This is a genomic window from Sphingomonas sp. Leaf38 (assembly GCF_001421825.1).
Lineage (GTDB): Bacteria > Pseudomonadota > Alphaproteobacteria > Sphingomonadales > Sphingomonadaceae > Sphingomonas.
Genome location: NZ_LMLD01000011.1, coordinates 1,713,401 through 1,725,705 on the forward strand (window position 1 = coordinate 1,713,401; position 12,305 = coordinate 1,725,705).

The window sequence follows — 12,305 nt, forward strand, 5'->3', positions numbered from 1 at the left end:
GCGCCCGCGACGCGGGGGCAGGCACCGCCGTGGTCCAGGTGGGGGGCCGCAGGGCGGCCGGGCCGGCGCAAGACGGCGCCCGCTCGCCACCCAAATGCCGTCGCGTCAGGCGGCCTTTGCCGCCATCCGTGCGGCGAGCTTCTCTTCTTCGGTCCAGACCTTGCGCTCGCGTGGCGCCTTCACCGGCTTGACCTGCTTGACCGCGCCGCCGCCGAGCACGGGTGCGCGCTTGGTCGAGTGCCGCGCCACCTCGCAATGCCATTCGTGATCGTCCTGCACCGTCAGCGCGCGACCGATCTCCCGTTCGACATCGTGCAGCCAGGCGCGCTGCTCGGCATCGCACAGCGTGATGGCGAAGCCGCTGCGTCCGGCGCGCCCGGTCCGGCCGATCCGGTGGACGTAGCTTTCCGGCAGGCTCGGCAGGTCGTGGTTGAAGACGTGCGTCACCGTGTCGACGTCGATGCCGCGCGCCGCAATATCCGTCGCGACGAGAACCTGCACGGTGCCCGCGCGGAATGCGTCCAGAGCGCGCTCGCGCTGACCCTGCGACTTGTTGCCGTGCAGCGCTTCGGCGGTGATACCGGCCTCGCCGATAAACGCGCAGACGTCGTTGGCGATGTTCTTCTGGAGCGTGAAGACGACCGCCTGGCCCATGTCGGGCGTGCGCAGCAGCGCGAGCAGTGCCGCCTTCTTGTCGGCCGCATCAAGGAACATCACCGATTGCGCGATCCGCTCGACGGTGGTCGATGGCGGGGCGATCTCGACGTTTACCGGGTTGCGAAGCAGGCTCTCGGCCAGCGCGGTGATCGATTTTGGCATCGTCGCCGAGAACAGCAATGTGTGCCGATCCGTCGGCAGCGTCGCGACGAGACGCTCGATGGGCTTGGCGAAGCCCATGTCGAGCATCTGGTCGGCCTCGTCGAGCACCAGCGCCTCTAGCGCGGACAGATCGCACCGCCCCTGATCGATCAGATCCAGCAGGCGCCCCGGTGTGGCGACGATGATGTCGACACCGGCCTCGAGCGCCTTGACCTGGTGGACCTGGCTCACACCGCCGAAGATCGTCATCACGCGCGGCGGCAGATGGCGGCCGAAGCTCTCGAACCCGGCGGCGATCTGCGACACCAGTTCGCGTGTCGGTGCAAGCACCAGGATGCGTGCGCCACCCTTTGGCGCTGGACGGGGACTCGCGGCGAGGCGGTGGAGCAGCGGCAGTGCGAACGCGGCGGTCTTGCCCGTGCCGGTCTGCGCCATGCCGAGCATGTCGCGCCCCTGAAGCAGCATCGGGATCGACTGGGCCTGGATCGGCGTCGGGTGCGCATAGCCTTGCTCGGTGAGCGCCTGCAGCAGAAATGGTGCCAGAGCGAGATCGGCGAAAGTTATGGTCATGGTCACGCGGCGCCTCCAGCGCTGAGCAAGGCTGCGCCGGTTTGGGCTTAGCGGTATGAGAGCGCGGGCTGTTAGTTTTTATGCTGCACTGCGTCAACGCGGAAAGGTGCAACCGAACACGAGCAGAGCCGTTTCTCCCGGCCTGGTTGGCCAGTGGTCGGCAGCGCGTACCTCGCGCGTCGTAGTCAAAGACTTGCACCCACCTGCCTGCGGTCGACACGTACCCTTCCGTCGCCCCGGATCCGCGAGGCCTGATCCTTCGTTTGTCGCGACAGGAACGCGGGCACGGTACAAGGAGGAACTTGCATGAACGACATCGACCTACAGCATCTCCGACGCTGCATCGAATTGGCGACCGAGGCCGTCGAAGCAGGCGACCAGCCCTTCGGCTCGCGCTTGGTCTCGGGCGAGGGCGATCTGCTGTTCGAGGATCGCAACCGGACCGGCGGCGGCGATCCGACCCGTCACCCCGAGTTCGCGATCGCGCGGTGGGCCGCCGAAAATATGTCGCCGGAACAGAGGAGGCACGCGGTCGTCTACACCTCGGGCGAACACTGCGCGATGTGCGCGGCGGCGCATGGTCTGGTGGGGCTCGGGCGGATCGTCTTTGCGACATCCACCGAGCAGTTAGGTGAGTGGATGCGCGAGCTCGGCAAACCACCGCTGGGCATCGCGCCGCTCCGCGTTACCGACGTTGTGCCGGGTGCGACGGTGAGCGGCCCGGTTCCGGCGCTTGCCGACCAAGTCCGTGCACTTCATGCCCAGGCCCGCAAATAAACGCGAGCCGCGCGGATCAGGCCGCCAAGCCGTTCGCGTCGACGTGCGCGGCGATCTCGCCCGCGGTCGTCCACCAGATACGTGGGTCGTTCGCCTCGCGTAGCGCGGTCAGCACTCGGGCGAGCGCGGGGACGCGGTGCGCCTGTCCCATGATATAGGGGTGGAGCGCTATGCCGAGTACCACCGGGCGGCGGTCGCATTCCGACAGGAGCTGGTCTACGCCGTCGCGGATCATCGTCGCGAACGTCTCCGCCTCCTGCTTGCGCTGGACGATCGCGGGCAGGTCGTTGATCTCCTGAGAATAGGGTATCGACAGCAGCCTGCCATGCTCGGTCGCAAATCTGGTGGGCTGATCGTCGTGAGCCCAGTCGAGAACGTAGCGATAGCCATTCTTGGCAAGCAGGTCGGGCGTGTCGTGGCTCTCCGAGATCCAGGGGCCCAGCCAGCCGGTGGGACGGACGCCGAGCGCCGCCAGCCGGTCGGTCACGTCCGCGATCATGTGGTTCTCGCGTGTGCGGGACACGCTGCCCTGCGCAGTGGCGTCGGTGGCGCCGTGCGCCGCGATCTCGTCGCCGCGGTCGCGACACGCCTCGGCCAGGCCGGGACAGCGATCGAGCACGTCGGCATTGAGGAGTGCGGTGGTGCGCAGACCCAGTCGATCGAACAGGTCGAACAACCGCCATGCCCCGACGCGATTGCCATAGTCGCGCCACGCGTAGTTCATCACGTCGGGCTGTGTCTGCGAAGGCGCCAGTTCCGCTCCCAGTCCGCCGCCAAAGTCGAACACTTCGTAATTGACGCCGAAATAGATGGCGAGGCGACGACCGCCGGGCCAATCATAGTCTGGACGGTCGACGATCGAGCGATAGGCATAGCGGTCATGGTGCGAGCGGGTCATTCTGGTGCAACGCGCGACCCGGGCAATGGTGGCAGCGCGGCGTTACGCATCGGCGATCGGCGCGCGATATCATGGACGTTGGCGAGCCGGCACCGACCTGCGACTGGACGAAACCGCGAATCGGCGCCTCGGCACGGCTCGCCGCGACAAGGGCGGGTCCGACCCCTGGAGCAACCGGCGGGACCGATCGTTATCCCGTCATGCGACAAGCCACGACACTGATCACGATCGACACCAGCCGGCAGGGCCTGGTCGATGTTACACACCGCATCGAACCATGGATCCGCGAACAGCGGATGACCGAGGGGCTGCTCACCGTATTCTGCCGCCACACCTCCGCGTCGCTGCTGATCCAGGAGAATGCGGCGCCCGAAGTCCGCACCGATCTCGAAGCGTATTTCGCGCGGATCGCGCCGGAGTCACGCGACTATCTGCATGACGACGAGGGACCGGACGACATGCCCGCGCATTTGCGCACCGCGCTGACGCAGGTCGCCCTCTCGATCCCGCTGATCGACGGCGGCCTCGCACTCGGGACGTGGCAGGGACTTTACCTGTTCGAGCATCGCCGCCGCCCGCATCGTCGTACAGTGGCGCTTCACCTCATAGGCGACTGACGCAGATCATGAAAAATGCGTCAGCGAGGTGGCGCATTGGAGCGATCCCGTTCATCAACCGTTCCACCACTGACGGCTAATAAGCGGCGTTTCGCCGCATTCGCCGCGAACGGAGACGACACCATGTTCAAGACACCGGGTCGCAAGGTCGCATTGGCAGCGCTCGCAACAGGCGCGCTGCTGCTGGCCGGATGCGCGACCGAGACCACCTATCGGCCCGCAACCGGGCAAGGGTTCAGCCGGACCGGCTATAGCGACCGCCAAATCGAGCCAGGCCGTTTCCTCGTCAGCTTTGCCGGGAACAGCGTCACGTCGCGCGACACCGTCGAACGCTATCTGTTCTTCCGTGCGGCCGAACTGACGCTGCAGAACGGCTATGACTATTACCTCATGGCTGACCGCGACACCAACCTCCAGTCGCGCACCTATTCGACGCCGGGGATCGGTGGCGGCTTCGGCTATGGCGGGTTCGGCGGCTATTGGGGCCCGTCGTGGCGCTATTACGGGCGCGGTTTCGGCTGGCGCAACTGGAGCCCGTATGGCGGTTTCGGCGGCGGTTTTGGCGGCTTCGGTGGTGGCCCATGGGGCAACGACTTCGACGTGCGCACGATCGACCGGTACGAGGCGACTGCTGAGATCGTGATGCGCAAGGGCCCGATCCCGCGCGACAACATCCGCGCGTTCGACGCCCGCAAGGTTGTGGACAGCATCGGACCGAGTGTCGTGCTGCCGAAGTAAGACATTTGTCAAAGCAGTAAAATGGCCGGGTCGCCCTCACGGGGGCCCGGCCTTTTCATGTCAGCCGTTTCCTGCGAACGCAGAAATCCAGGGTTGCTGAGGACTGCGTTCGTGACCCTGGGCTCCTGCGTTCGCAGGAGAACGGTAAACTCTTCGAAGACCGAACGGCGTTACCCCGCCGCCTTGGCCAGTCCCTTTGACAATTGTAGCGCACCGTGCAGCCGCGCTTTCGGGTCGCCCCACGCTCGCTGGAGAACCAGCTTGCTGTCGGGCCGCAACCGCGCGACGCCGTTAAGGCGCTCGACATACGCCAGCAGCTTGTCGACATTGGGCGGCGTGTCGTTGTGGAACGACACCAGGACCCCGCGCGGGCCGACGTCGATCTTCGACACGCAGGCGCGCTTCGCGTTCAGCTTGATCTCGATGACCTTGATCAGATTCTCGGTCGCGTCGGGCAGCGGGCCAAAGCGGTCGATCATCTCGGCGGCGAACGCCTCGATCTCCTGGCTCTCGTCGAGTTCGTTCAGGCGGCGATACAGCCCCATCCTGAGGTCGAGATCGGGGACATAGTCCTCGGGAATGAGGATCGGCGCATCGACCGTGATCTGCGGCGAGAAGTCCTTCGGGCGCGCGGACGCGAGGCCGCCCGACTTGGCGTCCATGATCGCCTCCTCGAGCATCGCCTGGTAGAGTTCGAAGCCGACCTCCTTGATATGCCCGGTCTGCTCGTCGCCGAGCATGTTGCCGGCCCCGCGGATGTCGAGATCGTGGCTCGCCAGCTGGAACCCGGCGCCGAGCGAATCGAGATCGGACAGCACCTTCAGCCGCTTCTCGGCGGTCACCGTCATCTGCCGCTCGGGTGGCGTCACCAGATAGGCATAGGCGCGCGTCTTCGAGCGGCCGACGCGCCCGCGCAGCTGATAGAGCTGGGCGAGGCCGAAGCGGTCGGCGCGGTGGACGATCATCGTGTTGGCGGACGCGATGTCGATCCCGCTCTCGATGATCGTGGTCGAGACGAGCACCTCGAACTTCTTGTCGTAGAAGGCGGACATGCGCTCCTCGACCTCGGTCGGCGACATCTGGCCGTGCGCGACGACGAAGCGGATCTCGGGCACCTGTTCGCGCAGGAAATCCTCGATCTCGGGCAGGTCGGCGACGCGCGGGGTCACGACGAAGCTCTGGCCGCCGCGATAATGTTCGCGCAGCAGCGCCTCGCGCAGGACGACCGGGTCGAACGGCATGATGTAGGTCCGTACCGCGAGGCGATCGACCGGCGGGGTCTGGATCACCGACAGCTCGCGGATTCCCGACATCGCCATCTGCAGCGTGCGCGGGATCGGCGTCGCGGTCAGCGTCAGCATGTGGACGTCGGCCCGGAGCGCCTTCAGCCGCTCCTTGTGCGTGACGCCAAACCGCTGCTCCTCGTCGACGACGACGAGGCCGAGCCGCTTGAAGTCGATATTCTTCGCGAGCAGCGCGTGCGTGCCGATGACGACGTCGATCGTGCCGTTCGCCAGCCCCTCCTTGGTCGCCTTCGCCTCGCTCGCGGTGACGAGCCGCGAGAGGCGGCCCATGTTCATCGGGAAGCCTTCGAACCGGCTGACGAAGTTGTTGTAGTGCTGGCGCGCGAGCAGCGTCGTCGGGCAGACGATCGCGACCTGCTTGCCGCCCATCGCCGCGACGAACGCGGCGCGCAGCGCAACCTCGGTCTTGCCGAAGCCGACATCGCCGACGACCAGCCGGTCCATCGGCTTGCCTGCGGACAGATCGGCGAGAACCTCCTCGATCGCGCGGTCCTGGTCCTCGGTCTCCTCGTAGGGGAAGCGATCGACGAAGCTGGGATAGCCGCTGGCGTCGGGTTCGAGCACGTCGCCGGGGTGGAGCGCGCGCTCGGCGGCGGTCGCGATGAGCTCGCCCGCGATCTCGCGGATCCGCTCCTTCATCTTCGACTTGCGACGCTGCCAGCCTTCGCCGCCGAGCTTGTCGAGCGATGCGCCTTCCTCCGACGAGCCGTAGCGTGAGAGCACGTCGATATTCTCGACCGGCACGTAGAGCTTGTCGCCGCCGGCATAGCTGAGCGCGACACAGTCGTGCGGGCTTTGGCCGACGGGGATCGAGGTCAGCCCCTCATAGCGACCGATGCCGTGCTCGGTGTGGACGACCAGATCGCCGGGCGTCAGCGTGGCGAGTTCGGCGAGGAACGCGTCGGCGGATTTCTTGCGCTTCTTGCGGTGGACGAGGCGGTCGCCGAGCATGTCCTGCTCAGTGAGGACGGCGACGCCCGGCGCGGTGAACCCGTGATCGAGCGGGAGGACGATGAGCGCGACGCCGAAGCTCTTGGCGGTATCGGCGACGCCGAGCGCCTCCTGCCACGTCTCGGCGTGTTTGCCGCCCTTCAGCCCGTGGTCGGCGAGCAGGCTCCCGAGACGTTCGCGCGCGCCGATCGAGTAGCTGGCGAGGATCGGCTTGCGGCCCTGCTTGCGCAGTTTTTCGACGTGATCGGCGACGGCCTCGTAGATGTTCGTCTGGGCGGCGCGTTCGGGGCCGAAATCGCGCGGGCCGTCGACCGCGAAGTCGAGCACGGTCGCGCTTTCCGGCTCGTGGAAGGGCGAGGTGATGTGCGCGGCGAACGCCTCGGTCGCGCCCGACCAGTCCTGCGCGTCGAGATAGAGCGCCTTGGCGGGCATCGGGCGGTAGCTGCCGGGTTGCGCGGCCTCGGCGCGCTTGCGGTTCTCGTAATAGTCGGCGATCGATTCGAGCCGGCTTTCCGCCGCCGCGGCGACACCGCTGTCGCGGACCAGCACGTCGTCGGCGCCGAGATGGTCGAAGAGCGTCGCCATCTTCTCTTCGAACAGCGGCAGCCAATGCTCCATGCCCGCGATCCGCCGGCCTTCGGAGATCGCCTGGTACATCGGATCGCCCGTCGCGGTTGCGCCGAACGCGTCGCGGTAGCGCGTGCGGAAGCGCTTGATCGAGTCCTCGTCGAGCAAGGCCTCGGAGGCGGGGAGCAGGACGAAGCCGTCGATCCGGCCAGTCGTGCGCTGGTCGGCGGCGTCGAAGGTGCGGACGCTTTCGATCTCGTCGCCGAAGAAGTCGAGGCGCAGCGCGTGGTCCTCGCCCGACGGGTAGAGATCGACGATCCCGCCGCGCACCGCATATTCGCCCTGGTCGTGGACGGTATCGGTGCGGACATAGCCGTTCGCCTGGAGCAACGTGGCGAGCTTGTCGCGACCGATCCGCTCGCCGGGCGCGAGCCGCGCGACGAGCTGGCGGATGCGGAACGGGGTGAGGACGCGCTGAGTCGCGGCGTTGGCGGTGGTCAGCAGCAGCTGCGGGCCCTTGGGCTTGCCCTGCAGGCGCTGCAGAGCGGCGACACGCTCGGCCATGACGCGCAGCGTGGGCGATGCGCGGTCGTAGGGGAGGCAGTCCCAGGCGGGGAAGCTCAGCACCTCGAGATCGGGCGCGAAGAACGCCGCGGTCGAAGCGATCGCGCGCATCGCCGCATCGTCGGGCGCGATGAACACCGCGCGCGTCTTCGCGGCGCGCGCGAGATCGGCGAGCAGCGACGGCTGGAACCCCGACGGCACGCCCGACAGCGTCAGCGGGGTCGTCGCGGAGAGAATACTGTTCAGATCTGGCATATTACCTCCCCGGCGAAGGCCGGGGTCCAATTGGAGAGGTGGTCGTAACGGCGGACTGCGGTCAATTACGATCGCCCACCATTTGGGCCCCGGCCTTCGCCGGGGAGGTGCTACGCGGCGTTACTTCACGACCGTGACGTAATTGATGTCGCGCATCGCCTGCATCATCGGGCCGTTCCATTCGGGTGGGCACGGAATCGAGCCGATCGCCCAGCCCATGATGTCGACGTCCTGCTCCTCCAGCAGCGCCTCGAACCAGTCGAGCTGCTCGGGCGTCCAGGTCCGGCCATAGGTTTCGAAGAAGCCGCCGATCATCATGTCGGCTTCGCGCGTGCCGCGGTGCGAGCTGCGGAAGCCGAGGCGCTTGAGGCGGGTTTCGTGGTCCATGATATCTCCAACGCCGATTGACCGGCGACCGCTGGCGGCGGGCGTCGGCTGGGCTATAGGGAGCAGATAGTCATGCGACCCGAAATCCTCAATCCGCTGTTCGCCGAAACCCTCGTCCTGAAAGGGGTGGGGCCTGCGCTCGCCAAGCCGCTCGACCGGCTGGGGCTCGCGCGCGTCGTCGACGTCGCCTTCCATCTGCCCACCGGCTATGTCGATCGGCTACCCCGCACCGAGCTGATGGCGAGCGACGCCGGGCGGATCATCGTGATCACGCTGACCGCGCGCGAGCACCGCGTGAGCGCGGGCCGAGGCCCGACACGCGTGCAGGCGACCGACGAGCATGGCAACTATGTCAGCCTCGTCTTCTTCGGCGGCAGCTCGGGCTGGGCGAAGAAGCTGCTGCCGATCGGCGAGGCCAAGCGCGTGTCGGGGCGGCTCGATGAGTACGGCCAGGAACTTCAGATCGTCCATCCCGACATCGTCGAGCAGGACGAGGAGTTGCGCGAGCGCGAGCCGATCTATCCGCTGTCGGAGGGGCTCACCTCGCGGCGGCTGGCGGCGCTGACGACGCAGGCGGTCGCGCGCGCGCCCGACCTCGCCGAATGGATCGAGCCGGGACTGAAGGCGAAACGCGAATGGCCCGGCTGGCACGAATCGCTCGCGCGGATCCATGCCGACCCGTCGGACGCGAAGGCACGCGAGCGACTGGCCTATGACGAGGTGTTCGCCAACCAGCTCGCGATGACGCTCGTCCGCGCCGACACGCGCAAGCGGCGGGGGCGGGCGCTGCACGGCGACGGACGGCTGCGGAACATGCTTAAGCTGCCCTACACGCTGACCGGCGCGCAATCGCGGACGGTCGGCGAGATCGAGGGCGACCTAGCGCAGACCGCGCCGATGCTGCGGCTGCTGCAGGGCGATGTCGGCTCGGGCAAGACGCTGGTCGCGGCGATGGCGATGCTGATCGCGGTCGAGGCGGGCGCGCAGGCAGCGATGCTCGCGCCGACCGAAATCCTTGCGCGTCAGCATTACGAGACGCTCAGGAAGACGCTCGCCGGGTTGCCGATCGAGGTCGGCGTGCTCACCGGGCGCGACAAGGGCCGCGTGCGCGAGGCGACGTTGATGGCGCTGGCGAGCGGCGAGATCGACATCCTCGTCGGCACGCACGCGATCTTTCAGGATGCGGTCGCCTACAAGGACCTCGCGCTGGTGGTGGTCGACGAGCAGCATCGCTTCGGCGTCGCGCAGCGAATGACGCTCCAGGCCAAGGGGATCGCGCCGCCGCATCTGCTCGCGATGACCGCGACGCCGATCCCGCGCACGCTGACGCTCGCGCAATACGGCGAGATGGACGTCAGTCGCCTCGACGAGATGCCGCCGGGCCGCCAGCCGATCGAGACGCGCGTGATCTCGGAGGACCGACTCGACGACGTGGTGAACGCGCTCGGTCGGCATCTGGCGGACGGGGGGCAGGCCTATTGGGTGTGCCCGCTGGTCGAGGAAAGCGAGAAGAGCGATCTCGCCGCCGCAGAGATGCGCGCCGAGGTCCTTCGTGTGCGGTTCGGCGACAAGGTGGCGCTGGTCCATGGCCGGATGAAACCTGCCGAGAAGGACGCGGTGATGGCGGAGTTCTCCGCCGCGCGCACAGCCGTTCTGGTCGCGACGACGGTGATCGAGGTCGGCGTCGACGTGCCCAACGCGACGCTGATCGTGATCGAGCATGCCGACCGCTTCGGCCTCGCTCAGCTTCACCAGTTGCGTGGTCGCGTTGGGCGCGGCACCGGGCGGTCTATCTGCCTGCTGATGCGCGGGAGCTCGCTCAGCGAGACGTCGCGCGCGCGCCTGGCATTGATGCGCGAAACGAATGACGGGTTCCGGATCGCCGAGGAGGATCTGCGGTTGCGCGGCGCGGGCGAACTGCTCGGCACGAAGCAATCGGGCGAGATGGCGTTCCGGCTCGCCACGCCCGACATGATGGCCGACCTGCTGCAATGCGCGCACGACGATGCGCGGCTGATGATCGATCGCGACGGCGGGCTGGAGGGGCCACGCGGTCAGGCGGCGCGCACCGCGCTCTACCTGTTCGATCGCGATGCCGGTGTCGCGTTGCTCCGGTCCGGCTGAAGCGTCAGATGTGCCGGATCATCACCGACAGCATCCCGTAATAGTCGGCGAGCGGGATCGTCCGTTCGAGCTCGCAGCCGATCCGGCCGCCGAGCGACCAGCGCACGACCGCCTCGACATCGCCGAGGATGGGCAGTTGGACAGATAGCCTGTCGCCCGCCGCCGGATCACTCTCGCAGCGTGCCATCAACCCGTTCGCCGAGATGTTGACGATCACCAGCTTGGTGCTTCGCCCCGTCGCGTCGGTCGCGCGCGTCCGGTGCATCACCTCGTCGCGGGGCGTGCCGCGTGCATCCCGGACGGCCATGGCGAAGCTCGGCATCGATCGTTCCCCGGTCGTGAACATCGGCCAGATGTAGGCCAGGCGGCGTGAATCGGATACGAACAGAAATACTTAACGCCGAATTCTTCGTAACGAGAATGCGTCTATTACGAGGGCGTTAGCATCGCATGTCGTTTTTTCCCGAGGCTCAGCCGGACGGGATTGGACACCGCGATCACGAGCGCGGCATCGCGCACGGCCTCGCCGTCGACCCGGACCGCGCCCTCGCCGATCTTCCGACGCGCCTCGCCATTCGACGCGACGAAACCAAGCGCGACCAGCGCCTCGACGACCCCGACCGTGCCGCCCGTCACGGCTAAACTCGGAAGCGCATCGCCGGAAGCGCCCTCCTCGAACGTCTTGCGGGCGGTCTCGGCCGCCTGTTCGGCGGCGGCTCGCCCGCGGCACATCGCGGTCGCTTCGTTGGCGAGCACGATCTTGGCGGCGTTGATCTCCGCACCCGGCAGTGCCTCGAGACGCGCGATCTCGTCGAGCGGCAGGTCGGTGAACAGCCGGAGGAAACGGCCGACGTCGCGGTCGTCGGTGTTGCGCCAGAATTGCCAATAGTCGAAGGTTGGCAGCTGATCCTCGTGCAGCCAGACCGCACCCGACATGGTCTTGCCCATCTTGCCGCCGTCCGCGGTCGTAATCAGCGGCGTGGTGACGCCGTACACCTCGGTCGAATCCATCCGCCGCGCTAGCTCGATGCCGTTGACGATGTTGCCCCATTGATCCGATCCGCCCATCTGCAAGCGGCAGCCCGCGCGGCGCGACAGCTCGAGGAAATCATACGCCTGGAGGATCATGTAGTTGAATTCGAGGAAGCTCAGCGACTGTTCGCGGTCGAGGCGTAGCTTGACCGAGTCGAACGCGAGCATCCGGTTGACCGAGAAATGCTGGCCGACGTCGCGCAGGAACGGGATATATTCGAGCGCGTCGAGCCACTCGGCGTTGTCGAGCATGACCGCGTCGGTCGGGCCGCCCGCTTCACCTTCAGGCGCGAAGGTCAGGAACCTCTCGAAGATGCGGCGGATCGAGGTGACATTGGCCTTGATGCCGTCCTCGCCGAGCAGCTTGCGCGCTTCGTCCTTGAAGCTCGGATCGCCGATCTTGCCGGTGCCGCCGCCCATCAGGACGATCGGCTTGTGCCCGGTCTGCTGCAACCGGCGCAGCAGCATGATCTGGACGAGGCTGCCGACGTGGAGCGACGGTGCGGTCGGATCGAAGCCGATATAGCCGGGCACGACCTGCTTGCCCGCAAGCGCGTCGAGCGCGGCGGCGTCGGTCATCTGGTGGACATAGCCGCGCGAGGTCAGCGTGGTGAGCAGGTCGGACTGGTAGGTCATGAATGCGCGCTTAGGACAAAAGGTCGATTAGGAAAACGTCGTCCGCGAAACTTGTTTCCCCGCGAA

At 67.1% G+C, this 12,305-nt stretch carries 10 protein-coding genes; 4 read left to right on the top strand and 6 right to left on the bottom strand.

What is annotated here, in order from left to right:
- Nucleotides 1–105: 105 nt before the first annotated feature.
- Complete coding sequence (locus tag ASE88_RS15215) at nucleotides 106–1,389, bottom strand: DEAD/DEAH box helicase (RefSeq protein ID WP_055877445.1); 1,284 nt, start codon at nucleotides 1,387–1,389, stop codon at nucleotides 106–108.
- Between the two features lie 306 nt (nucleotides 1,390–1,695).
- On the opposite strand from ASE88_RS15215, the gene ASE88_RS15220 reads away from it, so the two are divergent.
- Complete coding sequence (locus ASE88_RS15220) at nucleotides 1,696–2,166, top strand: nucleoside deaminase (protein WP_056479079.1); 471 nt, start codon at nucleotides 1,696–1,698, stop codon at nucleotides 2,164–2,166.
- A gap of 16 nt (nucleotides 2,167–2,182) precedes the next feature.
- Here the strand turns inward: ASE88_RS15220 and ASE88_RS15225 are convergent, their stop codons facing one another.
- Nucleotides 2,183–3,064, bottom strand: a complete 882-nt coding sequence (locus ASE88_RS15225) for a polysaccharide deacetylase family protein (protein ID WP_056479082.1) — start codon at nucleotides 3,062–3,064, stop codon at nucleotides 2,183–2,185.
- 200 nt (nucleotides 3,065–3,264) lie between these two features.
- Between ASE88_RS15225 and ASE88_RS15230 the strand changes: the two genes are divergently transcribed.
- Both ASE88_RS15230 and ASE88_RS15235 read left to right on the top strand, forming a co-directional pair.
- Nucleotides 3,265–3,681, top strand: coding sequence for a secondary thiamine-phosphate synthase enzyme YjbQ (locus ASE88_RS15230; RefSeq protein WP_056479085.1), 417 nt, complete (start codon nucleotides 3,265–3,267; stop codon nucleotides 3,679–3,681).
- A 123-nt stretch (nucleotides 3,682–3,804) separates the two neighbouring features.
- Nucleotides 3,805–4,419, top strand: coding sequence for a CC0125/CC1285 family lipoprotein (locus ASE88_RS15235; protein ID WP_056479089.1), 615 nt, complete (start codon nucleotides 3,805–3,807; stop codon nucleotides 4,417–4,419).
- Between the two features lie 170 nt (nucleotides 4,420–4,589).
- On the opposite strand, the gene mfd is transcribed toward ASE88_RS15235, so the two are convergent.
- Together mfd and ASE88_RS15245 are read right to left on the bottom strand one after the other, a co-directional pair.
- Nucleotides 4,590–8,060 (bottom strand): transcription-repair coupling factor, encoded by a 3,471-nt coding sequence (gene mfd, locus ASE88_RS15240; protein WP_056479092.1) that lies wholly within the window; start codon nucleotides 8,058–8,060, stop codon nucleotides 4,590–4,592.
- Nucleotides 8,061–8,180: 120 nt separating this feature from the next.
- Nucleotides 8,181–8,447 carry a succinate dehydrogenase assembly factor 2 gene (locus ASE88_RS15245; RefSeq protein ID WP_056410591.1) on the bottom strand — a complete coding sequence of 89 codons (267 nt, stop codon included), beginning with the start codon at nucleotides 8,445–8,447 and terminating at the stop codon, nucleotides 8,181–8,183.
- Between the two features lie 72 nt (nucleotides 8,448–8,519).
- Here ASE88_RS15245 and recG point away from each other — a divergent pair, with 72 nt between their 5' ends.
- On the top strand, nucleotides 8,520–10,571 hold the full coding sequence (recG, locus tag ASE88_RS15250) for an ATP-dependent DNA helicase RecG (protein ID WP_056479095.1): 2,052 nt from the start codon (nucleotides 8,520–8,522) through the stop codon (nucleotides 10,569–10,571).
- A gap of 4 nt (nucleotides 10,572–10,575) precedes the next feature.
- On the opposite strand, the gene ASE88_RS15255 is transcribed toward recG, so the two are convergent.
- Entirely contained in the window at nucleotides 10,576–10,917 is a 342-nt protein-coding gene (locus ASE88_RS15255; RefSeq protein WP_235525703.1) for a PilZ domain-containing protein, read from the bottom strand.
- 83 nt (nucleotides 10,918–11,000) lie between these two features.
- Nucleotides 11,001–12,239 (bottom strand): tyrosine--tRNA ligase, encoded by a 1,239-nt coding sequence (tyrS, locus tag ASE88_RS15260; RefSeq protein WP_056479098.1) that lies wholly within the window; start codon nucleotides 12,237–12,239, stop codon nucleotides 11,001–11,003.
- Between the last annotated feature and the right edge of the window lie 66 nt (nucleotides 12,240–12,305).

Bases quoted from the DNA above. Each gene is read 5' to 3' on its own strand.
- ASE88_RS15215 (WP_055877445.1), bottom strand. From the start codon at position 1,389: ATGACCATAACTTTCGCCGATCTCGCTCTGGCACCATTTCTGCTGCAG.
- tyrS (WP_056479098.1), bottom strand. From the start codon at position 12,239: ATGACCTACCAGTCCGACCTGCTCACCACGCTGACCTCGCGCGGCTAT.
- ASE88_RS15255 (WP_235525703.1), bottom strand. From the start codon at position 10,917: ATGTTCACGACCGGGGAACGATCGATGCCGAGCTTCGCCATGGCCGTC.
- ASE88_RS15235 (WP_056479089.1), top strand. From the start codon at position 3,805: ATGTTCAAGACACCGGGTCGCAAGGTCGCATTGGCAGCGCTCGCAACA.
- ASE88_RS15245 (WP_056410591.1), bottom strand. From the start codon at position 8,447: ATGGACCACGAAACCCGCCTCAAGCGCCTCGGCTTCCGCAGCTCGCAC.
- recG (WP_056479095.1), top strand. From the start codon at position 8,520: ATGCGACCCGAAATCCTCAATCCGCTGTTCGCCGAAACCCTCGTCCTG.
- ASE88_RS15225 (WP_056479082.1), bottom strand. From the start codon at position 3,064: ATGACCCGCTCGCACCATGACCGCTATGCCTATCGCTCGATCGTCGAC.
- ASE88_RS15220 (WP_056479079.1), top strand. From the start codon at position 1,696: ATGAACGACATCGACCTACAGCATCTCCGACGCTGCATCGAATTGGCG.
- ASE88_RS15230 (WP_056479085.1), top strand. From the start codon at position 3,265: ATGCGACAAGCCACGACACTGATCACGATCGACACCAGCCGGCAGGGC.
- mfd (WP_056479092.1), bottom strand. From the start codon at position 8,060: ATGCCAGATCTGAACAGTATTCTCTCCGCGACGACCCCGCTGACGCTG.